This window comes from Aromatoleum sp. (genome assembly GCF_036675785.1).
GTDB lineage: Bacteria > Pseudomonadota > Gammaproteobacteria > Burkholderiales > Rhodocyclaceae > Aromatoleum.
The window spans coordinates 30,587-52,532 of record NZ_JAKFEF010000073.1; the positions used below are offsets into that span (position 1 = coordinate 30,587).

23 protein-coding genes are annotated in these 21,946 nt (G+C 67.2%); 12 read left to right on the forward strand and 11 right to left on the reverse strand.

Going from position 1 to position 21,946, the window contains the following annotated elements:
* Window positions 1-61 precede the first annotated feature (61 nt).
* Entirely contained in the window at window positions 62-976 is a 915-nt protein-coding gene (gene ylqF, locus V6M37_RS15420; RefSeq protein ID WP_332674789.1) for a ribosome biogenesis GTPase YlqF, read from the forward strand.
* Here the strand turns inward: ylqF and V6M37_RS15425 are convergent.
* Window positions 964-1,266: a DUF1330 domain-containing protein gene (locus V6M37_RS15425; RefSeq protein WP_332674790.1), complete on the reverse strand. Its 303-nt coding sequence runs from the start codon at window positions 1,264-1,266 to the stop codon at window positions 964-966. The two genes, ylqF and V6M37_RS15425, sit on opposite strands and share 13 nt — an antisense overlap.
* On the reverse strand, window positions 1,250-1,921 hold the full coding sequence (locus tag V6M37_RS15430; RefSeq protein WP_332674791.1) for a tetratricopeptide repeat protein: 672 nt from the start codon (window positions 1,919-1,921) through the stop codon (window positions 1,250-1,252). Before V6M37_RS15430 ends, V6M37_RS15425 begins: the two co-directional genes overlap by 17 nt.
* 379 nt (window positions 1,922-2,300) lie before the next feature.
* Between V6M37_RS15430 and V6M37_RS15435 the strand changes: the two genes are divergently transcribed.
* The 4 genes from V6M37_RS15435 to V6M37_RS15450 all read left to right on the forward strand — a co-directional run bounded on the left by V6M37_RS15435 (window position 2,301) and on the right by V6M37_RS15450 (window position 6,254).
* Entirely contained in the window at window positions 2,301-3,311 is a 1,011-nt protein-coding gene (locus tag V6M37_RS15435; protein WP_332674792.1) for a sulfate ABC transporter substrate-binding protein, read from the forward strand.
* 83 nt (window positions 3,312-3,394) lie between these two features.
* Window positions 3,395-4,285, forward strand: coding sequence for a sulfate ABC transporter permease subunit CysT (gene cysT / locus V6M37_RS15440; protein ID WP_332674793.1), 891 nt, complete (start codon window positions 3,395-3,397; stop codon window positions 4,283-4,285).
* Window positions 4,282-5,178, forward strand: coding sequence for a sulfate ABC transporter permease subunit CysW (cysW, locus tag V6M37_RS15445; protein ID WP_332674795.1), 897 nt, complete (start codon window positions 4,282-4,284; stop codon window positions 5,176-5,178). Before cysT ends, cysW begins: the two co-directional genes overlap by 4 nt.
* Window positions 5,175-6,254, forward strand: a complete 1,080-nt coding sequence (locus tag V6M37_RS15450; protein WP_332674797.1) for a sulfate/molybdate ABC transporter ATP-binding protein — start codon at window positions 5,175-5,177, stop codon at window positions 6,252-6,254. Before cysW ends, V6M37_RS15450 begins: the two co-directional genes overlap by 4 nt.
* A gap of 27 nt (window positions 6,255-6,281) precedes the next feature.
* Here V6M37_RS15450 and gor read toward each other — a convergent pair whose 3' ends face one another.
* Window positions 6,282-7,691, reverse strand: a complete 1,410-nt coding sequence (gene gor / locus V6M37_RS15455) for a glutathione-disulfide reductase (RefSeq protein WP_332674799.1) — start codon at window positions 7,689-7,691, stop codon at window positions 6,282-6,284.
* Between the two features lie 231 nt (window positions 7,692-7,922).
* On the opposite strand from gor, the gene V6M37_RS15460 reads away from it, so the two are divergent.
* Entirely contained in the window at window positions 7,923-8,390 is a 468-nt protein-coding gene (locus V6M37_RS15460; RefSeq protein ID WP_332674801.1) for a hypothetical protein, read from the forward strand.
* The gene (locus V6M37_RS15465) at window positions 8,300-8,779 is read left to right on the forward strand and encodes a BBE domain-containing protein (protein ID WP_332674803.1); all 480 of its coding nucleotides are present in this window, start codon (window positions 8,300-8,302) and stop codon (window positions 8,777-8,779) included. Before V6M37_RS15460 ends, V6M37_RS15465 begins: the two co-directional genes overlap by 91 nt.
* 20 nt (window positions 8,780-8,799) lie before the next feature.
* Here the strand turns inward: V6M37_RS15465 and V6M37_RS15470 are convergent, their stop codons facing one another.
* From V6M37_RS15470 to amrB, 7 genes are all read right to left on the reverse strand, one after another.
* A complete protein-coding gene (locus V6M37_RS15470) occupies window positions 8,800-9,030 on the reverse strand; it encodes a hypothetical protein (RefSeq protein ID WP_332674805.1) in 231 nt (76 codons plus the stop codon).
* Between the two features lie 53 nt (window positions 9,031-9,083).
* Window positions 9,084-9,506 (reverse strand): VOC family protein, encoded by a 423-nt coding sequence (locus V6M37_RS15475; RefSeq protein WP_332674806.1) that lies wholly within the window; start codon window positions 9,504-9,506, stop codon window positions 9,084-9,086.
* Between the two features lie 253 nt (window positions 9,507-9,759).
* A complete protein-coding gene (gene mfd / locus V6M37_RS15480; RefSeq protein WP_332674808.1) occupies window positions 9,760-13,227 on the reverse strand; it encodes a transcription-repair coupling factor in 3,468 nt (1,155 codons plus the stop codon).
* Between the two features lie 99 nt (window positions 13,228-13,326).
* A complete protein-coding gene (locus tag V6M37_RS15485; RefSeq protein ID WP_332674810.1) occupies window positions 13,327-14,061 on the reverse strand; it encodes a dienelactone hydrolase family protein in 735 nt (244 codons plus the stop codon).
* A gap of 99 nt (window positions 14,062-14,160) precedes the next feature.
* On the reverse strand, window positions 14,161-15,234 hold the full coding sequence (gene amrS, locus V6M37_RS15490; RefSeq protein WP_332674812.1) for an AmmeMemoRadiSam system radical SAM enzyme: 1,074 nt from the start codon (window positions 15,232-15,234) through the stop codon (window positions 14,161-14,163).
* 151 nt (window positions 15,235-15,385) lie between these two features.
* The gene (gene amrA / locus V6M37_RS15495; protein ID WP_332674814.1) at window positions 15,386-15,931 is read right to left on the reverse strand and encodes an AmmeMemoRadiSam system protein A; all 546 of its coding nucleotides are present in this window, start codon (window positions 15,929-15,931) and stop codon (window positions 15,386-15,388) included.
* Window positions 15,909-16,736 carry an AmmeMemoRadiSam system protein B gene (amrB, locus tag V6M37_RS15500; RefSeq protein WP_332674815.1) on the reverse strand — a complete coding sequence of 276 codons (828 nt, stop codon included), beginning with the start codon at window positions 16,734-16,736 and terminating at the stop codon, window positions 15,909-15,911. The genes amrA and amrB overlap by 23 nt, the downstream gene beginning before the upstream one ends.
* A gap of 236 nt (window positions 16,737-16,972) precedes the next feature.
* On the opposite strand from amrB, the gene ipdC reads away from it, so the two are divergent.
* Genes ipdC through thpR form a run of 4 tightly spaced genes read left to right on the forward strand, consistent with a single transcriptional unit; the run spans window position 16,973 to window position 20,403 of the window.
* The gene (gene ipdC, locus V6M37_RS15505; RefSeq protein ID WP_332674816.1) at window positions 16,973-18,592 is read left to right on the forward strand and encodes an indolepyruvate/phenylpyruvate decarboxylase; all 1,620 of its coding nucleotides are present in this window, start codon (window positions 16,973-16,975) and stop codon (window positions 18,590-18,592) included.
* Window positions 18,593-18,643: 51 nt separating this feature from the next.
* Window positions 18,644-19,345, forward strand: a complete 702-nt coding sequence (ispD, locus tag V6M37_RS15510) for a 2-C-methyl-D-erythritol 4-phosphate cytidylyltransferase (RefSeq protein WP_332674817.1) — start codon at window positions 18,644-18,646, stop codon at window positions 19,343-19,345.
* Between the two features lies 1 nt (window position 19,346).
* Complete coding sequence (gene ispF, locus V6M37_RS15515; protein ID WP_332674819.1) at window positions 19,347-19,844, forward strand: 2-C-methyl-D-erythritol 2,4-cyclodiphosphate synthase; 498 nt, start codon at window positions 19,347-19,349, stop codon at window positions 19,842-19,844.
* Window positions 19,837-20,403 carry an RNA 2',3'-cyclic phosphodiesterase gene (gene thpR / locus V6M37_RS15520; protein WP_332674821.1) on the forward strand — a complete coding sequence of 189 codons (567 nt, stop codon included), beginning with the start codon at window positions 19,837-19,839 and terminating at the stop codon, window positions 20,401-20,403. The genes ispF and thpR overlap by 8 nt, the downstream gene beginning before the upstream one ends.
* Before the next feature lie 104 nt (window positions 20,404-20,507).
* On the opposite strand, the gene V6M37_RS15525 is transcribed toward thpR, so the two are convergent.
* Entirely contained in the window at window positions 20,508-21,149 is a 642-nt protein-coding gene (locus V6M37_RS15525) for a glutathione S-transferase family protein (RefSeq protein ID WP_332674823.1), read from the reverse strand.
* A gap of 217 nt (window positions 21,150-21,366) precedes the next feature.
* Between V6M37_RS15525 and V6M37_RS15530 the strand changes: the two genes are divergently transcribed.
* Entirely contained in the window at window positions 21,367-21,846 is a 480-nt protein-coding gene (locus tag V6M37_RS15530; RefSeq protein ID WP_332674824.1) for an aminoacyl-tRNA deacylase, read from the forward strand.
* Window positions 21,847-21,946: the final 100 nt, after the last annotated feature.

A 21,946-nucleotide genomic window follows, 5' to 3' on the forward strand; every position in this document is an offset into this window, starting at 1 on the left:
TGCCCCAAGTGGCCGGCGAACGAGGCGATAATGCGCGCCTTCTCCAGGGCTTTGATTCCAGATGTCGATCCAGTGGTTCCCCGGTCACATGACCTCCGCGCGCAAGAAGGCGGCCGAGACGATGGCGATGACCGACGTCGTCATTGAAGTGCTCGACGCGCGCGTGCCCGAGGCGAGCAGCAACCCGATGATCGACGAGCTGCGTCGCTTTCGTCAGCGACCGTGCCTGAAGGTGCTGAACAAGGCCGATCTCGCGGACCCCGTCGCGACGCGCGCGTGGATGGAGTACTACGACCGCCAGCCCGGCGTGAAGGCGGTCGCGCTGTCGTGCAAGAAACCGGGCGACGTCGCGCGGGTGCCGGGGCTTTGCCAGGTCCTCGCGCCGCACCGCAGCGACGGCACGAAGCTGCTGCGCATGATGATCATGGGGATCCCGAACGTCGGCAAATCGACGCTGATGAACGCGCTGCTGAAGCGCCGCGTCGCGAAGGTCGGCGACGAGCCGGCGGTGACGAAGTCGCAGCAGACCTTCGATCTCGGCTCGCACATGACGATCACCGACACGCCGGGAATGATGTGGCCGAAGATCGAGCACGACTCGGACGGCTTCATGCTCGCCGCGAGCCACGCGATTGGGCGCAACGCGGTCATCGACGAGGAGGTCGCGACCTTCCTCGCCGGCTTGCTGCTCGACCGTTATCCGTCGCTGCTCGCGTCGCGTTACAAGATTGCGCCCGAGCGGCTCGACGCGCTCGATGCCGTCGGGGTCGTCGAAACGGTTGCCGCGCGTCGCGGCTGCCGACTGAAGGGTGGCGCGCCCGATCTCGAGAAGGCGTCGCAAATCCTGCTGAACGATTATCGCAGCGGCACGCTCGGGCGAATCAGCCTCGAGACGCCGGACAGCCGGCGCGCGATGCTCGAGCAGCCTCGTCTGGTTCCCGCTCCCTCCGGCGGTGAGCCCGGTCAGGACTCGTAGCCGACCAGAACGACGTCTGCGGCTTGCTGACGCAACGGAATGAGCGCCTGGTACGCGGGCGATTGAAACCACCCATGCAGCGAGCGGGCGTCGGGAAACTGGAGCACGACGGTCTCCGCGTGGGCATGCTCGCCGCTCATGACGGAGATCTTTCGGCCGCGAAAGACGAGTTCACCGCCCCAGTCGGAAAGGGTGGCAGGGACCTGACGGCGATATTCCGCCCACTTGTCGGGATCCCTAACGGTGATGTGGCCGATCACGCATGCGCGGCTGTCACTCGGTTGTTCCATTCTTTTCCGTTTCCTCCGTCGAACTCAGTTTGATTTTCCCCGCGAGCCCGGGCTCCCCGGCGCCGTCGCCCGCCGGCGCCTTTTTTGCGACCGCGGACTTGCGCTGCGCATCCTCCAACTGTTCGTCGCTCAGCCCGCGCGCGACGTCGTCGCGGTCGCGCACCGCAGCGGTGTTGAAGGCCGCGGCGGAACGGCTGAACCAGATGTAGGCCTTGACCGCATCGCGGTCGAAGCCGACGCCGTCGCGATACAACCGCCCGAGTTCATGCATCCCGGCGGGATCCTCAAGGACCGCCGCAGTCTCGATCCATTTCGCCGCATTGCCGAAGTTCTGCAGCACGCCGACGCCGCTGCGATACAGCTTTCCGAGCTGGACCATCGCGCCGGTGTGGTCCTGCTCCGCGGCGGCGGTGAGCCATCGGACCGCTTCGGAAGCGTTCTTGCGATCCGGGACCGGATCGGAGAGCAGGATGCGCGCGATCCGGAATTGCGCCTCGGCATCGCCCTGTTGCGCCGATCTCAGCGTGTACGGGTCCACCGGTTCAACCTCGGAAACCGGTCCTGCGTCGGGCGCGACATCGTAGCTCCAGTGGAGCAGCGTTCCGGTCGCGACAACGATGAACGCAAGCGACACCAGCGCTCCGCCGACGATCATTCCGTGGCGCACCGGCACCCTGTCGCGTAGATGAAAACGATGCGAACACTGGCGGCAGCGATAGGGATGCATGTGCCGGTGGGCGCGTCGCTCGGCGGACGAAAGCCACGCCGACCGGCGACATTCGTTCGCTTTGCAGTTGGGGCAGCGTATTGCGGCGTCGCGGGGCATCGTAAGTTTCGCAATCTCGAACTCGACTCAAGACCGGTCGAGTTTAGCCGCCTCACGTTGGGGCATGAATAACGGGTTTTATGGATTTTGCAAAACACCCCCAAAGATTCTTATATCGCGCGGTTATAAAAAAAGGGGTCTGTATGCATTGAATGCGCGGATGCCTTCGGCTATCGTGGCGCCGTTCCGATTCCACTGGATTGTCCTTATGAAAAGATTGCCCGGTCTGCTGCTTGCTGTCGGGGTCTCCGTCGGTGTCTTCTTCGTCGGCGGGGCGCACGCCCAGCAAAACCTGCTCAACGTCTCGTACGACGTCGCGCGGGATGTCTACAAGGACTACAACCCGCTGTTCCAGAAGTACTGGCAGGAAAAGACCGGCGAGAAGGTTGAGGTGCGGCAGTCGCACGGCGGCTCGTCGAAGCAGGCCCGCGCGGTGGCCGACGGACTCGAAGCCGACGTCGTGACGATGAATCAGGCCACGGACGTCGATTTCCTCGCCGAGAAAGGGCTCGTCGCGACCGACTACGCGAAGCGCTTCCCGGACAACGCGTCGCCCTACACTTCGACGATGGTGTTCATCGTGCGCAAGGGCAATCCGAAGGGCATCAAGGACTGGAACGACATCGCGAAGCCGGGCGCCGTCCAGGTCATCATTCCGCACCCGAAGAACACCGGCAACGGCCGCTATTCGTATCTCGCCGCGTGGGGTTACGCGCTGAAGCAGCCCGGCGGGAACGACAAGACGGCGCAGGAGTTCGTCTCCAACTGGCTGAAGAGCGCGCCGCTCTTCGGTTCCGGCGGACGCGACGCGACGACGACGTTCATGCAGCGCCGGATCGGCGACGTGCTCGTCACGTTCGAATCGGAAGCCGAACTGATCGCGCGCGAGTTCGGGCGCGGCGATTTCGAAGTCGTCTATCCGAGCCAGTCGATCCTCGCGGAATTCCCGGTCGCGATCGTCGAGAAGGTCGTCGACAAGAAGGGCACGCGCAAGGTCGCGCAGGCGTATCTCGAGTACCTGTGGTCGAAGGAAGGGCAGGAGAACGCCGCGAACAACTACCTGCGTCCGCGCGACCCGGAAGTGCTGAAGAAGCACGCGGCGCAGTTCCCGCCGATCAAGACCTTCACCGTCGATGAAGTGTTCGGCGGCTGGAGCAAGGCGGCGGCGACGCACTTCAAGGACGGCGGCACGTTCGACCAGATCTACGTTCAGAAGTAGAATCCGCGCGCTTGCGCTCACGCGGCCCGCTCAGGCGGGCCGCATCGTTTTGTGAACCCGCCTCTCCACCTCACGCGCCTTACATGTTTCCTGCCACCGCCAAACCCGATGGAGTGCTGCCCGGTTTCCGCCTCGGACTCGGTTACACGCTCACGTATCTGACGCTGCTCGTGCTGATCCCGCTGGCCGGAATGATCCTGATAACCGGACAGTTGAGCTGGGCGGATTTCTGGGCGACCGCGACCGGCGACCGCGCGCTCGCGTCGTACCGCGTGACCTTCGGCGCGTCGTTCGCGGCGGCGGCGGTCAATGCGCTGTTCGGACTGATCGTCGCGTGGGTGCTCGTGCGCTATCCGTTTCCCGGCAAGCGTTTCGTCGATGCGCTCGTCGATCTGCCGTTCGCGCTGCCGACCGCGGTCGCCGGCATCACGCTCGCGACGCTTTACGCCGAGAACGGCTGGGTCGGCGAGCAGCTCGCGAAGCTCGGCATAAGGATCGCCTTCACGCCGGCCGGCATCGTCGTCGCGCTGATCTTCGTGACGCTGCCGTTCGTCGTGCGCACGCTGCAGCCGGTCATCGAGGACATCGAGCCCGAAGTCGAAGAGGCCGCGGCGTCGCTCGGTGCGAGCCGCTGGCAGACCTTCTCCCGCGTGCTGCTGCCGGGGATATTCCCGGCGTGGCTCACCGGCTTCACGCTCGCGTTCTCGCGCGCGATCGGCGAGTTCGGCTCGGTGATCTTCATCGCCGGCAACATGCCGCTGATCTCCGAGATCACGCCGCTCCTGATCATCTCGAAGCTCGAGCAGTACGACGTCCTCGGCGCGACGGCGCTCGCGGTCGTGATGCTCGTGATCTCGTTCGTGATGCTGCTCGTCATCAACCTGTTGCAGTGGTGGGCGGCGAACCGGCATTCGAAGAGCCGCGACGGCGACGCCGCGGCCGACGGGCTCGCGCTCGCGGGGGCCCGGCCATGACCGCACGCCGTGCAACCGCCGAGCCGCGCTGGGTCCGCCTGCTGCTGACGGGCATCGCGCTCGGCTTCCTGTTCCTGTTCCTCGTGTTGCCGCTGATCGCGGTGTTCTGGGAAGCGTTCGCGCAGGGCGCGCAGGCGTACTGGGACGCGCTGCAGGACAGCGAGGCGCAGTCGGCGATGCTGCTGACGCTGACGATCGCCGCGCTCGTGCTGCCGTTCAACATCGCGTTCGGCGTCGCTGCGGCGTGGGCGATCGCGAAGTTCCAGTTCCGCGGCAAGAGCCTCCTGACGACGCTGATCGACCTGCCGTTCGCCGTGTCGCCGGTCGTCGCCGGCCTGATCTTCATCATCCTGTTCGGCGCGCAGGGCTTCTTCGGCGACTGGCTCGCGGCGAACGACATCAAGATCATCTTCGCGCTGCCCGGCATGATCCTCGCGACGCTGTTCGTGACCTTCCCGTTCGTCGCGCGCGAGCTGATCCCGCTGATGCAGGCGCAGGGCCGCGACGAGGAAGAAGCCGCGGTGTCGCTCGGCGCGTCGGGCTGGCAGATGTTCTGGCGCGTGACGCTGCCGAACATCAAGTGGGGCCTGATGTACGGCGTGATCCTCGCGAACGCGCGGGCGATGGGCGAATTCGGTGCGGTCAGCGTCGTCTCGGGCCACATCCGCGGCGAGACGAACACGCTGCCGCTGCACGTCGAGATCCTTTACAACGAGTACAACCAGATCGGCGCGTTCGCGGCAGCGACCGTGCTCGCACTGCTCGGTCTCGTGACGCTCGTCGCGAAAACGATCGTCGAATGGCGGATGCGCAAGGAAACGGAGATGCTGACCGCTGAACTGCCGCCTAAAAAAATCGAACTGCCCCCAGCCGTCGCCACGGAACGCCCATGAGCATCGAAATCCGCAACATCAGCAAGCGCTTCGGCAATTTCGTCGCGCTCGACGATCTGTCCCTCGATATCCCCACCGGTGAGCTGGTCGCGCTGCTCGGGCCCTCGGGCTGCGGCAAGACCACGCTGTTGCGCATCATCGCGGGCATGGAGACGCCCGACGGCGGAAACGTCCTGTTCGCCGGCGAGGAGGCGACGCACGTCCATGCGCGTGAACGCCAGGTCGGTTTCGTGTTCCAGCACTACGCGCTGTTCCGGCACATGTCGGTGTTCGAGAACGTCGCGTTCGGCCTGCGCGTGCGGCCCCGGAAGTTGCGTCCGTCGGAAGCCGAGATCCGCGACCGCGTGATGAACCTGCTGAAACTCGTGCAGCTCGACTGGCTTGCCCAGCGTTATCCGTCGCAGTTGTCGGGCGGGCAGCGCCAGCGCATCGCGCTCGCGCGCGCGCTCGCAGTCGAGCCGAAAGTGCTGCTGCTCGACGAGCCGTTCGGCGCGCTCGACACGAAAGTGCGCAAGGAGCTGCGTCGCTGGCTGCGCCGGCTGCATGACGAAATGCATATCTCGTCGGTGTTCGTCACGCACGACCAGGAAGAGGCGCTCGAAGTCGCCGACCGCGTCGTCGTGATGAACCGCGGGCGCATCGAGCAGATCGGTTCGCCGGACGACGTGTATTCGAGCCCCGCATCGCCGTTCGTCTACCAGTTCCTCGGCAACGTGAACGTCTTCCACAGCCGGATGCACGGCGGCTGGGCGGAGGTCGAGCGGGAAGGGGACGCGCCCGAAGCCGGATCGATCGCGTTCGTGCGGCCGCACGACATCGAACTCGACGCCGCGCCTATTTCGGGCGGCATGAAGGCGCTCGTCAGCCATGTGCACCGCATCGGGCCGCTGGTGCGCGTCGAACTGGAACACGAGGCCGAGATGATCGAGGTCGAACTGACGCGCGAGCGCGCCGCGACGCTCGACCTGGCCGCGGGACGGACGGTGTGGTTCAAGCCGCGGCAGGCGAAAGTCTTTGCGGTCGACGCGAGCAGCGCGTCGACGCAGCCGGCAGCGAAGCAGCCGTTCCTGTTCTGATCCGAGTCGAACGGGAACGGGAGCGGTTCAACGCTTCCGCTCGCCGGGCGCAGCGTCGACATCGTCATGCCGTCGCTTCGTCTCCTTCTCCCGCAAGGTCACGAACTCTTCGGCGGCGGTCGGATGGATGCCGATGGTGGCGTCGACATCCGATTTCTTCGCGCCCATCTTCACCGCGATCGCGATCCCCTGGATGATCTCGGGCGCGTCGGCGCCTGCCATGTGGGCGCCGACGACGCGCTGCGAAGCCGTCTCGACGACGAGCTTGACGAGGCTCCGTCCGTCCCGCCCGCTCAGCGTGTGCCGCAGGGGGCGGAAGTCGCTGCGGTAGATGTCCACCTCGTCGAACCGTTTCAGCGCCTGCGCTTCGGTCAGGCCGACGGTCGCGATCGGCGGCTGGCTGAAGACCGCGGAGGGCAGATTGTCGTAATCGACACGCGTGCGCCGGCCGCCGAACAAGGTCGCCGCGACCGCGAAGCCCTCGCGGATCGCGACGGGCGTCAGCGCGATTCGGTTCGTCACGTCGCCGACTGCATGAATGCCGGGAACGTTGGTCTGTTGCCAGTCGTCGACGACGATTCCGCCGTCGTCGTCGAGTTTCACGCCGAGCTCGGCGAGGCCGAGCCCCTCGGTGTTCGGCTTGCGCCCGGTCGCGAACATCACCGTGTCGAATACGTCCGGTCGCCCCGACCCGCGCGACCACTCGACGTCGAGGGCGCCGTCGTCGCGCCGGACAATGCCCGCGAGGTCGGTCTCCAGCAGGATCGCGACGCCCATTTTCCGCATTTCCGCGTTCAGGTGCCGGCGGATGTCGTCGTCGAAGCCGCGCAGGATCTGCTCGCCGCGATAGGCGAGGGTCACGTCGGCGCCGAGCCCGTTGAAGATCCCCGCGAACTCGACAGCGATGTAGCCGCCGCCGATCAGCAGGATGTGTCGCGGCAGCTCGCGCAACTCGAACGCTTCGTCAGACGTGATCGCATGTTCGATCCCCGGCAGATCCGGCTTGAACGGGCGGCCGCCGGTCGCGACGAGCACGTGTTCGGCGGTCACCATGCGGCCGTCGACTGACACGGTGTGCGCGTCGGCGAGCTTCGCGCCCCCTTGCAGGATGTCGACGCGTGCCCCTTCGAGAAGCTCGCGATACACCCCGTTCAGTCGGTCGATCTCGCGATTCTTGTTGCCGACCAGCCGCTCCCATGAAAAGGTAGGTTGCGCGACCGACCACCCGAATCCCGCCGCGTCCTCGAAGTCCTCGCGGTAATGCGCGGCGTAGGCGAGCAGTTTCTTCGGGATGCATCCGCGCGATACGCAGGTGCCGCCCAGCCGACGCTCTTCCGCGATCGCGACGCGTGCTCCTAAGCCGGCCGCGACGCGCGCCGCGCGCACGCCGCCCGAGCCGGCGCCGATGACGAAGAGCTGGACGTCGAAGTCGGTCATGTTTTTCTCCTGCAAAGCGCCCGCGGTCGCGATTTTCCGCAGAGGTTTTCCTAGACTGCGGCGTGAGGCGCGGGCGTGTGCGCCTCGCGAACCGGTCGCCCCCGACTGGCAATCCCCGGACCCGGATGCCTTTTTCTCCGACCCCGCCCGGTAATCTCCGTTCGACGGCGGCCGTACGCCAGTCGTGCCGGCTTCTCACAAGTCTTGCCCACGCCGGCGGAGGAGATACGGATGAACGCGTTATCCAACGAACAGGCTGCGCCGCTCGCGGCCGCCGTCACCGGCGGCAATTTCGGCGTCGTTATGCGCTACGAATTCGCCCTGCATGCGCTCGGCCCGAACATCGTCGCCGGCCTGACCGTCTATCCGTTCGCGCAGGCGATACAGGTACTGACGGGCTACCGCGACTTCGTCGCACACGCACCGGAGGAACTGACGGCGTGGATCGTGCTGCGCCACGCGCCGCCGTTGCCGTTCCTCCCGACGGACGTGCACGGGGCGAAGGTCGTCGTCGTCGCGCTCGCGTATTGCGGCGACGCGGCGCACGCGGAAGCGGCACTTGCGCCGCTTCCGCGCTGGGCGACGCGCACGGCGCGCATGTCGGCGAGATGCCATACGTCGACTGGCAGAAGGCGTTCGACCCGCTGCTCGCGCCCGGCGCGCGGAATTACTGGAAATCCCACAACTTCACCCAGCTGAGCGACGCGGCGCTCCACACGAAGATCGAGCATGCGGGCAGGCTGCCGTCGCCGCAATGCGAAATCTTGATCGGCCATCTAGCGGGCGCGCCCAACCGCGTCCCGCGTAACGCGACCGCGTACCTCGCGCGGGACGCGAAGTTCGTCATGAACGTTCACGCGCGCTGCGACGACCCCGCGCAGGACGCGGAGTGCATCCGGTGGGCGCGCGATCTTTTCCGCGCCTCGGCGCCGTACGCATCGGGTGGCGCTTACGTGAACTTCATGACGGAGGACGAAGGCGAGCGCGTCGCCGCGGCGTACGGCGAAAACTACGAGCGGCTCAGGGAGATAAAGCGCCGGTACGATCCGCAGAACGTGTTTCACATGAACCAGAACATCAAGCAGTGAATACGCGGCCGCGCGCGACGTCAGGGGCGGGTGTAGGCGTCGCTGACATCGGCGTTGCGGCTGATGAAGCTCGCCAAGCCCCGCCCGGCGAGCGCGAGAGCCTTCATCTGCGCGATCTTCGCCGGCGGTATCTGCGACGCGGAATACACATAGGGCAGCGGGTCATCCCGGAAGACGACGCTCACGAAGTCGTCGCCGATCTCGAATGCGACGATGCCCGACTTTCCGCTCAGATTCCGGTACGCCTTCATCTTCCGCTCCGACCGGGCCCGATCTGCGGCGGCGGCGGGCGAGGCGCTTCGCGCTAGTCCGGCGCCGCCCAATCGGGATTCCACACGACCTCCCACAAGTGGCGGTCCGGATCCTCGAAATAGCCCGCGTAGCCGCCCCAGAACGTCTGTTGCGCCGCCTTGACGATCTTCGCTCCCGCCGCCTGCGCCTGCTCCATCACTGCGTCGACGTCGTCTTTCGAGGCGACGTTGTGACCGAGCGTGAATTCCGTCGAAGCGGGACGGCCGGCGGCGATCCCGGCATCATGCGCGATGCTCGCGCGAGGCCAGATCGCGAGCTTCAGTCCGCCCTGCAAGTCGAAGAACGCCACCGCGCCATGTTCGAATTCGGCGCCGACAACCCCTTGCGTCGCGAGGCCGAGCCCGTCGCGGTAGAAGCGGAGGGATCTTTCCAGGTCATCGACGCCGATCGTGATGACCGTAATGCGCGCCTTCATCTGTTCCCCCGGCAAAACAGGAAAGTTCGAAGCGGTGGCCAGAAGCGACCCCGATCGAATGGCGGCCGTGCCATACGCTGCACGAGACCGTGCGATTCAATGTAGTCGGCAGTCTTCCTCTTGAACAGGAGCTGAAAGCCGCCCCGGATCATCCCCGCCGCGACCTATCTGAGAAGACCCGTCAAGCCGCCCGGCTGATCGCCCGCGCCGGCGCGATTCATCGGTCCGGGCGCCTGCGCGGCCCGGCCGGCGATCACGCCCGGACGGCGTCCAGCAGCTCCTTCACGCCCTGGACGCGCTGCTTCAAGTTCGGCAGGGTGGCTTTGCGGATCAGGCGGTCCGGGCCGGACATCTTCGTGTTGCGGTCTTTCTGGATCAGGAAGATGACTTTCGCGGGATCGATCGGTGCTTCGGGGCCGAACTGGACGCTGATCTGCGCGTCGCTCGCGTCGAGCTTCGCGACGCCGAACGGCTTCACCAGCAGGCGCAGGCGGTGGCTTTCGATCAGCGCCTGGGTTTGTGGGGGCAGGTCGCCGAAGCGGTCGATGAGTTCTTCCTGCACGCCGCGCAGTTCGTCGTCGGATTCGCAGTTCGCGAGGCGCTTGTAGAGCGTCAGCCGTTCCTGAACGTCCGGGCAGTAGTCGTTCGGCAGCAGCGCGGGCGTGTGCAGGTTGATCTCGGAGACGACGTCGAGCGGTTGCGTGAGATCGGGCTCCTTGCCCGCCTGCAGGTCGCGCACCGCGCGCTTGAGCATCTCGGTGTACAGGCTGAAGCCGACCTGCTGGATTTCGCCGGACTGGTTCTCGCCGAGCACTTCGCCGGCGCCGCGGATTTCGAGGTCGTGCATCGCGAGGTAGAAGCCCGAGCCGAGGTCTTCCATCATCGTGATCGCCTCGAGCCGCTTCTGCGCCTGCGCGCTCGGCTTCGCGTGCGCGTCGGTCAGGAGATACGCGTAGGCCTGGTGGTGACTGCGACCGACGCGGCCGCGCAACTGGTGCAGCTGCGCGAGGCCGAAACGGTCGGCGCGATTGATGAGGATCGTGTTCGCGGTCGGGATGTTGATGCCGGTCTCGATGATCGTCGTGCAGAGCAGGAGGTTCGCACGCTGCGCGGTGAAGTCGCGCATCACGCGTTCGAGCTCGCGCTCGGGCAGTTGGCCGTGGCCGACGACGATGCGGGCTTCGGGCAGCAGCTCGGCGAGGTCGTTGCGGACGTTCTCGATCGTCTCGACTTCGTTGTGCAGGAAATACACTTGTCCGCCGCGCTTGAACTCGCGCAGCACCGCCTCGCGCACGATACCCTTGCTGAAGCGCTGCACGAAAGTCTTGATCGCGAGGCGCTTCTGCGGCGCCGTCGCGATCACCGAGAACTCGCGCAGGCCTTCGAGCGCGAGCCCGAGCGTGCGCGGGATCGGCGTCGCGGTGAGCGTCAGGATGTCGATCTCGCTGCGCAGCGCCTTCAGCGCCTCTTTCTGCCGCACGCCGAAACGGTGCTCTTCGTCGATGACCACGAGGCCGAGGCGCTTGAACACGACGTCCTTCTGCAGCAGGCGGTGCGTGCCGATGATGATGTCGACCTTGCCCTCGGCGAGCAGCTTCAGCGCGTCGGCCTGCTCCTTCGCGCTCTTGAAGCGCGACAGCTCGGCGATGCGGATCGGGAAGTCGGCAAAGCGGTCGGCGAAAAGCTGGTAATGCTGCTCGGTGAGCAGCGTCGTCGGCGCGAGCACGACGACCTGCTTGCCGTCGGCGACCGCGATGAACGCCGCGCGCAACGCGACTTCGGTCTTGCCGAAGCCGACGTCGCCGCAGACCAGGCGGTCCATCGGCCGGCCGGACTTCATGTCCTCGACGACCGCGTCGATCGCGGCCTGCTGGTCCGGCGTCGTCTCGAAGCCGAAGCCTTCGGCGAACGCGTCGAGGTCGTGCGGCTTGAAATCGAAGCGGTGGCCGGGGCGCGAGGCGCGCTGCGCGTAGAGCGCGAGAAGCTCCGCCGCGGTGTCGCGCACCTGCATCGCCGCCTTTTTTCGTGCCTTTTCCCACTGGCCCGAGCCGAGGCGGTGCAGGTCGACCGCCTCCGGGTCCGCGCCGGCGTAGCGCGTGATGACGTGCAACTGCGATACCGGCACGTAGAGCTTGTCGCCGTTCGCGTATTCGAGATGCAGGAACTCGGTCTGGCCTTCGCCGAGGTCCATGTGGATAAGCCCGAGGTAGCGCCCGATGCCGTGCGACACATGCACGACCGGGTCGCCGGGCTTGAGCTCGGAAAGGTCGCGCAACCAGCCTTCCATCGTCGCGGCCTTGCGCGCATCGCGCCGCTGGCGCGTGCGGGCGGTGGTCGCGTACAGCTCCGACTCCGTGACGACAGCGATCTTCGCGTCGGGCAGCACGAAGCCGTTCACGAGCGGGCCGACGCCGAGCGCAAGCGGCGCGTCCGACGCGAGGAAGGCCGCGAAATCCGCGCTCGTGGCCGGCTTCAATCCGTATTCGCCGAGGAAATCCGACATCGTTTCACGGCGGCCGGGCGCGTCGGCGAGGAGCAGCACGCGGCCGCCGCCGCCCGCCCAGCCGCTGTCGAGAAACTGCTTCAGCCGGTGCAGCGGGTCGGTCGCCTTGCGCTCGACTGATACATCCGGCAGCGGCGCAGCGGTAGCTGCCGCGCCGCCCGACGCGGGCTCGTCCCGCGCGCCGATGTGAATTCGCGGCCGATCCTTCAGCGCAGTGTAGAAATTCTCCTGGCCGAGGAAGAGCGCTTCCGGCGGCATCACCGGGCGGCTGCGGTCGCCCTTCAGGAAGTCGTAGCGCGAGCGGGCGTCCCGCCAGAACGCGTCGATCGCCGCCGGCACGTCGCAATGAAGGACGACGGCTGCGTCGGCGGGGAGGTAGTCGAACAGCGTCGCGGTGTCGTCGAAGAACAGCGGCAGGTAATACTCGACGCCGGCCGGCGCGATGCCGTTCGAGACGTCCTTGTACAGCGACACGCGCGACGGGTCGCCTTCGAACGTTTCGCGGAAGCGGCTGCGAAACCGCGTGCGCCCGGCGTCGTCCATCGGAAACTCGCGCGCGGGCAGCATCCGGATCTCGGGCACCGGGTAGACGGTGCGCTGCGAGTCCGGGTCGAAAGTCTTGATGCTCTCGACTTCGTCGTCGAAGAGGTCGATGCGGAACGGCAGCGCCGCGCCCATCGGGAAGAGGTCGATCAGGCCGCCGCGCACCGAGAATTCGCCGGGGCTGACGACCTGGGTCACGTGCGTGTAGCCCGCAGTCGCCATCTGCATGCGCAGCTGCTCGACGTCGAGCTGTTCGCCCTGCTTCAGGAAGAACGTGTAGGCGGCGAGAAACGCCGGTGGCGCCATCCGGTACAGCGCGGTCGACGCCGGCACGAGCACGATGTCCGCTTCGCCGCGGCTCACCGCGTAGAGTGTCGACAGGCGCTCGGAAATCAGGTCCTGGTGCGGCGAAAAGCTGTCGTACGGCAGGGTTTCCCAGTCGGGCAGCAGGTGTGTGCGCAGGTTCGGCGCAACCCACGCGATCTCTTCATGCAAGCGCTGCGCATCGAGGGGGTTCGCGGTGACGAGCAGCAGGCGACGGCCGCGGGTCGCGAGTTGCGCCACGGCGAGCGCGTCCGACGAGCCGGCAAGGGCGGGCAGGTCGACGCGCGCGCCGGCTTTGGGAAGGGCAATAGCCGCGAGTTGCGGCAGCAGGGAGTCGAGCGGATGGGGCATCGAATGGGCGTGGACGGGCCGTGGCGGCGAGAAATGCAGGGGGACGATTATAAGGCGATCGACCCGGAGCCACGCCGGGCTGGGAGCACAGCGCCTGAATCAGTCGTCCGAAGCGTGCCGGTTCCGTGTCGGCGACCCGGCCGCCGCCAGGGATGAGGGCGCCGTGAATGGCGCCGGCGCCGCGCTCTGCGGCGGCGGGAGCTGCAGCACGAGCCAGTCGGCGGCCAGTCGGGCGAGCCCACCGATCGCGCCCGGTTCGACGAAATGCTCGCCGACGCCGTCGAGCGTCTGCCAGTCCCGCGGCGCACCGAGATGCTCGTAGGCGTTCATCAGCATCGGCGTGTGCGGGTCGTCGCCCCCGACGACGAAGCGCACCGGCGTCGTCAAGGTGTTCAGCGGCGTGGCACCCGCGAGGTCCGGTCGGCCCGCGCCGCAGACGATCGCGGCGAAATGTTCGGGGGACTTCCACGCCGCACGGACCGCCGCGCCGCTCGCGGTACCGCACGCGACGAGCCCGACGGCGAGGCCGGCGAGCGGCGGCTGATGGCCCACCCACTCGGCGACCGCGAGAACCCGGCTTGCCATTTGCGGCACGTTGAAGCGCGCGTCGGGGTCGCGGGTTTCCTCGTAGGCGGTCAGCAGGTTGATGACCAGCGTGGCGAATCCGGCCTGCTGCAGCGTTTCGCCGACCGCGACCTCGACCGACTTCGCTCGCGGCCCGCCCGCGGCGCGCAGCAGCACCGCCAGGCCGCGCACGTCCGGCGCATGGCAGAGGTCTCCTTCGAGCCAGGCGGTCCCCGTCGGGATGCTGATGGTCGTGTGTCGCAGTTTCACGTCGCTCCCGCTCCGTCGGCAGGGCTGCCGGACGATATGAGATGACGCGAGGATCGCACGGCGATGTCGCGCGAACAAGCGGCCCGGCGGCCCGGCGATTCAGGCGCTCCGGCGGATCGCGACCGGAATCCGGCGCGCGCCGAAGGCCCGCCCGAAATGCCCGAAACGTCCGGCGAGCGGCGTACCGCAAGCGAGGCACGCGCCGTGGTCGTCGAGCGCGTAGTCGAGGATCTCGTACCAGTCGCGCCTGATGACCGGCGTGCCGCAGCCCGTGCAGCGCGTCGTCCCGCCTTCGGTGTCGTGCACGTTGCCGGTATAGACGTGCTTGAGACCTTCGCCGAGCGCGATCTTCCGCGCGCGCGATAGCGTCGCCGGCGGCGTCGCGGGCGTATCGGGCATCTTGAAGTCGGGGTGGAACGCGGTGAAATGCAGCGGCACTTCGGTGCCGAGTTCTTTCGCGACCCAGCGGGAAAGTGCCGTCAGTTCTTCGTCCGAATCGTTCTGACCCGGGATCAGCAGCGTCGTGATCTCGACCCAGACGTCGGTCTCATGGACGAGCCATTTCAGCGTGTCGAGCACCGGCTGTAGATGCGCGCCGCACAACTTGACGTAGAACTCGTCGGTGAAACCCTTCAGGTCGACGTTCGCCGCGTCCATCTCCGAGTAGAAATCGCCGCGCGCCTCCGCGGTGATGTAGCCGGCGGTGACCGCGACGGTCTTCAGTCCGCGAGCGTGGGCCGCTTTCGCGGCGTCGACCGCGTATTCGAGGAAGATCACCGGGTCGTTGTACGTGAAGGCGACGCTCTGGCAGCCCCATTGCTCGGCGGTGCGCGCGATCTCATCGGGCGACGCCTGGTCCATCAGCCGGTCCATGTCGCGTGACTTCGAGATGTCCCAGTTCTGGCAGAATTTGCACGCGAGGTTACAGCCGGCAGTGCCGAACGAGAGGACGCTGGTGCCGGGGTAGAAATGATTGAGCGGCTTCTTCTCGATCGGGTCGATGCAGAAGCCCGAACTGCGCCCGTAGGTCGTCAGCACGACCTCGTCCGCTTCGCGCATGCGCACGAAACATGCGCCGCGCTGGCCTTCATGGAGTTTGCAGTAACGCGGACAGACGTCGCATTGGATGCGGTCGTCGTCGAGTCTGTGCCAGTGGCGTCCCGGATGATTCATCGGCCTCACCGTTCATCGCTTCGGCGCGCCATCCGCGGTCCGAAGCGCCTGCTGTCGAAAGGTGGAACCGATGGTTTCTATGGCGTTCCGATACGCCGCCGCGGCTTGCGCCAGCCGACGTAAGCGGCAGATTCGCGCTCATCGCCGTCGATCATTCCCGCCATTTCCGCACTGTGTAAGTCGCGGCCATCACGTTCTGCATCGAGCGGAGGCCGCCCTTTCGCAGGAGCGCGTCGAGAAAGTCGCGCGGATCGGAAAGCTGCTCCCATACCTGCGGCAGGAAGGTCGCGCTGCGGCAGCTGCCGAACAGCATCAAACCGTCGATGCCCGGTCTCAACTGAGCGAGCAGGTCGTCTTCGTCCGCGAACTCGAGGAACTGCGGTTCCGATAACAAAGACACTTCGACCCGGATATCGTTCAGCTCGTGCGCCTCGACGGGCAGGAAGCGCGGGTCGCGCGTCGCGGCGCCGATCGCGTTGACGACGACGTCGTCGCCGAGCGCGCGCTGTGCCCGGACGCTGCCGATGCAACCCCGCAGGTCACCGGAGAGCCGCAGCGTCACGAAGGTTGCGCCGCGGTTCGCGAGCCGCAGATCTTCCGCGGGCGAGACGCCCTTGACGCCGAGTTCGTGCTCGATCGCGTGGCGCGCGCGATCGAGGAGGGTCGGACCGAGTTCAGTGTCGGGAAGCAGGAGCATGGGCGGGAGACTCGCAGAAGGCGACGCTTGCGTAGCCGACGACGCGCGCCCGGTCGCCGGCGGTGTCGCCGGAGTTGCGCAGATCGAGCAGCTGCGGTTCGAGACCCTGCTGCGAAGCGGCCTGGATCAGGCCGTTCACGGGCGTCGCGCCGCACGCCTGCTCGTGGTCGAGCTGCGCGCGCATCTTCAGGATCTGCCCGACGGTGCCGCGGTCGGTCGCCTGAGCGTGCGAATACGGGTGGTAGTGCGACAGGTCGGAGCTGATCACGATCAGCGTCTCGGGGCCGCCCCAGAGCTGGGTCAGAACGTCGGCGACCGCGGCGGGACTGGCGTTTCCGACGACGAGCGGTGTCAGTTCGAACGAATCGAGCACGGTCTGGAGGAACGGCAGCTGCACTTCGAGGCTGTGCTCGAATGCGTGAGGGCGGTCATCGACGACGACGTCGGGTCGCTCCCGCAACATGCGCCAGTCGCTGTGGCTGAGCGGAACGAGCCCGAGGGGCGTCGAGAAGAACTGGGCGGCCGGAAGCGCGAAGCCGGCGACCGGAACGCGGTGCGCGGGCCCGAGCAGGACGACGTGGCGGACCGTGTCGCGCAGCGAGCCGAGCGTGGCGTAGGCCGTCGCGGCGACCGGACCGGAATAGACGTAACCGGCGTGCGGCACGATCAGGGCTTTCGGCGACGAAACCATTTCGAGCGGCACGGCCGCCGACAGCATCTCGCCGATCTGGGCCTGCAGCACCTGGGGGTTGTCCGGGTAGAACTGCCCGGCGACAGCGGCCGGGCGAATCGAAGCAGTAGCCATGGGATCCCTTGCTGAAAACGAGAACCGGAGCCGCGGGGGACGTTGCGGCTACGGGCATTATAGGCCGCGCGGGAAGCGCCCGTGCCCGCCGGTGCACGCAACGAGTCCGGGCGCGACGACAACAGGCGGTATGGAAAATTGTCGGGGCAGAAGATTGCGTTCTGGCGGCGTAAAAGAAAATAAACTGCCTCGCGTACGCGGGTAACCTGACGCTTCAACCCGTGCATGGAGTCATCATGAATCTCTCCCAAGTTCTTCTGACTGCGTTGCGCGACCACGGCGCACGCGAAATTTTCGGCATTCCCGGCGATTTCGCGCTGCCGTTCTTCAAGATCATCGAGGAGTCGCGGATCCTGCCACTGCACACGCTCAGCCATGAACCCGGAGTCGGCTTCGCGGCGGACGCGACGGCGCGCTTCCGGTCGGGGCTCGGCGTCGCCGCGGTCACGTACGGCGCGGGCGCGCTGAACATGGTAAACGCGGTCGCCGGCGCCTATGCCGAGAAATCGCCGGTTGTCGTGATCTCGGGGGCGCCGGGTTTGGGCGAGGCGACGTCCGGCCTGCTGCTGCACCACCAAGCGAAGACACTGAATTCCCAGTTCGAGATCTACCGCGAAATCACCTGCGACCAGGCGCGGCTCACCGATGCGCGCACTGCGCCGCGCGAGATCGCACGGGTGCTCGCGCGCTGCCTGCGCGAATCGCGCCCGGTCTACATCGAACTGCCGCGCGACATGGTCGGTGTGCCGTGCGAGCCGGTCGTCGCGGAGGCGTCGAAGCCGGCCGACCGGGAAGCGCTCGCGGCCTGCGTCGACGAAGTCCTCGCCCGGATCCGCGGGGCGTCGTCGCCGGTCCTGATGGTCGGCGTCGAGGTGCGGCGCTTCGGGCTCGAGACGAAAGTCGGCGAGCTCGCGCGCCGCCTCGGCGTACCGGTCGTCACGAGCATTCTCGGCCGCGGTCTGCTGTCCGGCATCGAGGCGCCGCTCGTCGGCACTTATCTTGGCGTCGCCGGGCGGCCGGAAGTCACCGATCTCGTCGAACAGTCGGACGCGCTGCTGCTGCTCGGCGTGATCATCTCGGACACGAACTTCGGCGTGTCGTCGCGCCAGATCGACCTGCGCAAGACGATCCAGGCGCTCGACCAGCGCGTGTCGCTCGGCTACCACACCTACGCGGACATACCGCTCGATGCTTTCGTCGACGCGCTGCTCGAACGGGCCGCCGAGCCCGCGCGGGCGGTGCCGGTCGAGCGCCGGAGTTACCCGCGCGGCCTGAAGGCGGACGCCGAGCCGATCACGCCGAACGACATCGCGATCGCGATCAACGACCTGATGGACGCGCACGGCCGCATGCCGATCGCCGCCGACACCGGCGATTGCCTGTTCACCGCGATGGACATCGAGCCGACCGCGCTCGTCGCGTCGGCGTATTACGCGACGATGGGCTTCGGCGTGCCGGCCGGGCTCGGGCTGCAGGCCGCGTCGGGCCAACGCCCGCTGATCCTCGTCGGCGACGGCGCTTTCCAGATGACAGGGTGGGAGCTCGGGAACTGCCGCCGCTACGGCTGGGACCCGATCGTGCTCATATTGAACAATTCGTCGTGGGAGATGCTGCGGACGTTCCAGCCGGAATCGGAGTTCAACAACCTCGACGACTGGGGCTTCGCGTCGATGGCGGCGGGACTCGGCGGCGACGGGCTGCGGGTGCGCACGCGCGCCGAGCTGCGCGACGCGCTCGAACACGCGATCGCGACGCGGGGCCGCTTCCAGCTGATCGAGGCGATGATTCCGCGCGGCGTGCTGTCGGATACGCTCGCGCGCTTCGTCGCCGGGGTGAAGCGCCTGACGCAGAAGTGAACGCGAAGATCGCGGCATTCGGCGGGCGGCGGCACGGTTAGAATCCGCGCCATGCAAAATTTCCATCCGAAACATTTCGCGCTCGTCCCGGCGGCCGGCAGCGGCAGCCGCATGGGCGCGGCCCGTCCGAAGCAATACCTGCCGCTGCTCGGCAAGCCGCTGATCTTCCATTCGCTGTCGGTGCTGTGCGGCGCGCCCGAGATCGACAAGGTGTTCGTCGTGCTGTCGGTCGGCGACGCCGAATGGGGCCGCCACGAGTGGTCGGCCCTGGGGCCGAAGCTCGTGCCGCTGTTCTGCGGCGGTCCCACGCGCGCTGACAGCGTGCTCGCCGGGCTGCGCGCGATCTCGCGCGAGGCGGAGCAGTCCGACTGGGTTCTCGTCCACGACGCGGCCCGGCCGTGTCTTGCGCCGTGGCACATCGAGAAGCTCGTCCGCGAACTAGCGGGCGACGAGGTCGGCGGCCTGCTCGCGGTGCCGGTCGCCGACACGCTGAAGCGGGCGGACGGCCATCGCCGGGCAATCGGGACCGTGCCGCGCGACATGCTGTGGCACGCCCAGACGCCGCAGATGTTCCGCTACGTGATGTTGCGCCGCGCGCTCGAGGCGGCGTCGGACGTCACCGACGAGGCGAGCGCGCTCGAGGCGGCCGGCCTGCACCCGAGACTCGTCGAAGGCGACGCGACGAACCTGAAAGTCACTTTCCCGCTCGACCTGCATCTGGCCGAGTGGATCCTATCGAACCGCGAGGGCTGAGATGAGCGTTCCGTTCCGCATCGGGCAGGGTTTCGACGTGCACGCGCTGGTGCCGGGCCGCCCGCTGATCGTCGGCGGCGTGAAGATCCCGCACGAGCGCGGCCTGCTGGGACACTCCGACGCCGACGTGCTGCTGCACGCGTTGACCGACGCGTTGCTCGGCGCGGCCGGCCTCGGCGATATCGGTCGGCTGTTTCCCGATACCGACCCGGCCCACGCCGGCGCCGACAGCCGCGTGCTGCTGCGCGAAGCGTTTGCCGCGGTCCGCGCGGCCGGCTTCGCGGTCGTTAACATCGACGCGACGGTAATCTGCCGCGCGCCGAAAATCCTGCCCCACGCCCCGCAGATGGTCGCGAACATCGCCGCCGACCTCGGGGTCGACCCGTCCGCGGTGAACATCAAGGGCAAGACGACCGAGAAGCTCGGTTTCACCGGTCGCGGTGAAGGCATCGCTGCGCAGGTCGTCGCGCTGCTCGCGCTGGACCGGGCCGATGGCTGACGTGTCGCCGGTCGCGAAACCGGCGCGGCCCGCGCGCGTGTTCTTCGCGCTGTGGCCTGCGGCGCCGGTGGCGAAACGGCTGTACACGCTCGGCGGGGAAGCGCACGCGCTGTGCGACGGCCGGCGGATGCGCCGCGACACGCTGCACATCACGCTTGCGTTCCTCGGCGACGTGGCGCAGGAACGCCTTCCCGCGCTGCTCGCCGTCGGCGACCGCGTCGGCGCCGAGGCATTCACGCTCGCGCTCGATCGTCTCGGCGGCTGGCGGCACAACCGCATCGTCTGGGCCGGCGCGCATGAAACGCCGCCGGCGCTCGCGGCGCTCGTCGGCCGCCTCAACGGCGAACTCGCGGCCGCGGGGTTTCCGGTCGAACAGCGCAGCTTCGCGCCGCACGTCACGCTTTTGCGTAATGCCCGCGCCGCGCTGCCCGAGCGGTCCGTCGATCCGATCGAGTGGCGCGTCGACGGCTTCGCGCTGATGGCGTCGCAACGCCGCGAAGACGGTGCGCAGTACACGCCGATCCGGCAGTGGACGGCGAGCCACGGGACGGGCGGCTGACCTACGGCGTCGCTCTTCACCCGGGTGCCTGAACGGTGGTATTTGAACGGTTTCAAAAGGCTTCCACGTCGTCGACGCGAGCGGGAGTTCGGGCCCCGAACGCCTCACGTCCAGTGTGAAGGCCAGGTCCGCGCGAAGTACGGCAGCCCTTCAATTCGCCGCATCCACGCGGCGGTTCTCGGTCCGATCCGTGCGCGGAGTGCGAGGTCGGGCTTGCGCTTCTCGATCCGCAACGCGAGCGCGAGGATCGGGTAAAGCGTGAAGTCGGCCGCCGACAGTTCGCCGGCGAGCGTGTCCCCGTGGATCGTCGATTCCCAGCGGTCGAGTTCGCCGACAAATGCGTCGCGCGCATGCGTGATCGGCTCGGCGCGCCATCGCATCTGCTCGGTGTAGAGGACCTCGGTCACGAGGTCCTCCAATGCGTCGGCGGCATACTGGTCCGCCTCGCGCACCATCCGGCGGATCAGCGCCCGCCGCCCGATGTCGCCAGGAAAGAGCCGCGGCGGCTCGTCGTAGCGTTCGTCGAGATATTCGAGGATTGCCGCGGATTCGTAGAGCGACACGCCGTCATCGACGATCGCCGGCACCTTCCCGCGCGGGTTGATCGCGAGGAAATCCGGCTTCCTGAGGTCCCCCGCATCGAACGACAGGATCTTCTGCTCGTGCGGGATTCCCTTGTGTTCGAGCGCGAGCCACACCCGCCAGGAATAGGGAGAACCGCCGCCGTGATAGAAACGCAAGGCCATCGCGACACCTCCGGGAGTGTATTCGGCTGGGATTTTCTTTCTAGTCCCGCTCCCGTCCGGCCGCAAGCACGCTCATTCATCGAGCCGGCAGGCCGGCACTCGGCGTCCTAAAATGAAACAGGCCGGGGCCGCGGCAGAAGCTGCGGCGGGACGAACGATCCGCGAACGATTGGCAACACGCCCCGTTGCCCGGAGGTTGAAAGCGAGGAGAACGACCATGGCGATCGCGTCGAAAGTTAACGAGTACATGAGCGAGCACGGTTTGCGCTACGACGTGCTCACGCATCCGCATTCGCACAGCAGCATGGAAACGGCGCAGCTCGCGCGCGTGCCGGGAAACTGTCTCGCCAAGTCCGTGGTGCTGGAGGATGAGGACGGATACCTAATGGCGGTCCTGCCATCGACTCATCACGTGCATCTCGGCTGGCTCGGGAAGGAGATGAACCGGCAGTTGCGCTTCGTCAGCGAGGATGAAATCTCGACGCTGTTCGAGGACTGCGAGCCGGGTGCGATTCCGCCCCTCGGGGCGGCGTACGGGATGCGGATGGTGATGGACGACAGTCTCGCCGATCAGGACGAGATCTATTTCGAAGCCGGCGACCACGAGAAGCTGATCCAGATGAGCCGCAGTGATTTCATGGCGATGATGGAGGACGCGCAGCACGTGCATTTCAGCGAACATCACTGGCGGCACTGAGTCGCGGCGAGACCGGGACGCAACAAAACGAAGCGGGGCGCCAAGCGCCCCGCGGCTCATCGGGACCGCGCGCTGCGGTCCCTTCGTCTCCTGACGGGAG

Coding starts and splice junctions, on each gene's coding strand:
- ylqF (WP_332674789.1), top strand. CDS start 62: ATGTCGATCCAGTGGTTCCCCGGTCACATGACCTCCGCGCGCAAGAAG.
- V6M37_RS15425 (WP_332674790.1), bottom strand. CDS start 1,266: ATGGAACAACCGAGTGACAGCCGCGCATGCGTGATCGGCCACATCACC.
- V6M37_RS15430 (WP_332674791.1), bottom strand. CDS start 1,921: ATGATCGTCGGCGGAGCGCTGGTGTCGCTTGCGTTCATCGTTGTCGCG.
- V6M37_RS15435 (WP_332674792.1), top strand. CDS start 2,301: ATGAAAAGATTGCCCGGTCTGCTGCTTGCTGTCGGGGTCTCCGTCGGT.
- cysT (WP_332674793.1), top strand. CDS start 3,395: ATGTTTCCTGCCACCGCCAAACCCGATGGAGTGCTGCCCGGTTTCCGC.
- cysW (WP_332674795.1), top strand. CDS start 4,282: ATGACCGCACGCCGTGCAACCGCCGAGCCGCGCTGGGTCCGCCTGCTG.
- V6M37_RS15450 (WP_332674797.1), top strand. CDS start 5,175: ATGAGCATCGAAATCCGCAACATCAGCAAGCGCTTCGGCAATTTCGTC.
- gor (WP_332674799.1), bottom strand. CDS start 7,691: ATGACCGACTTCGACGTCCAGCTCTTCGTCATCGGCGCCGGCTCGGGC.
- V6M37_RS15460 (WP_332674801.1), top strand. CDS start 7,923: ATGAACGCGTTATCCAACGAACAGGCTGCGCCGCTCGCGGCCGCCGTC.
- V6M37_RS15465 (WP_332674803.1), top strand. CDS start 8,300: ATGCCATACGTCGACTGGCAGAAGGCGTTCGACCCGCTGCTCGCGCCC.
- V6M37_RS15470 (WP_332674805.1), bottom strand. CDS start 9,030: ATGAAGGCGTACCGGAATCTGAGCGGAAAGTCGGGCATCGTCGCATTC.
- V6M37_RS15475 (WP_332674806.1), bottom strand. CDS start 9,506: ATGAAGGCGCGCATTACGGTCATCACGATCGGCGTCGATGACCTGGAA.
- mfd (WP_332674808.1), bottom strand. CDS start 13,227: ATGCCCCATCCGCTCGACTCCCTGCTGCCGCAACTCGCGGCTATTGCC.
- amrS (WP_332674812.1), bottom strand. CDS start 15,234: ATGAATCATCCGGGACGCCACTGGCACAGACTCGACGACGACCGCATC.
- amrA (WP_332674814.1), bottom strand. CDS start 15,931: ATGCTCCTGCTTCCCGACACTGAACTCGGTCCGACCCTCCTCGATCGC.
- amrB (WP_332674815.1), bottom strand. CDS start 16,736: ATGGCTACTGCTTCGATTCGCCCGGCCGCTGTCGCCGGGCAGTTCTAC.
- ipdC (WP_332674816.1), top strand. CDS start 16,973: ATGAATCTCTCCCAAGTTCTTCTGACTGCGTTGCGCGACCACGGCGCA.
- ispD (WP_332674817.1), top strand. CDS start 18,644: ATGCAAAATTTCCATCCGAAACATTTCGCGCTCGTCCCGGCGGCCGGC.
- ispF (WP_332674819.1), top strand. CDS start 19,347: ATGAGCGTTCCGTTCCGCATCGGGCAGGGTTTCGACGTGCACGCGCTG.
- thpR (WP_332674821.1), top strand. CDS start 19,837: ATGGCTGACGTGTCGCCGGTCGCGAAACCGGCGCGGCCCGCGCGCGTG.
- V6M37_RS15525 (WP_332674823.1), bottom strand. CDS start 21,149: ATGGCCTTGCGTTTCTATCACGGCGGCGGTTCTCCCTATTCCTGGCGG.
- V6M37_RS15530 (WP_332674824.1), top strand. CDS start 21,367: ATGGCGATCGCGTCGAAAGTTAACGAGTACATGAGCGAGCACGGTTTG.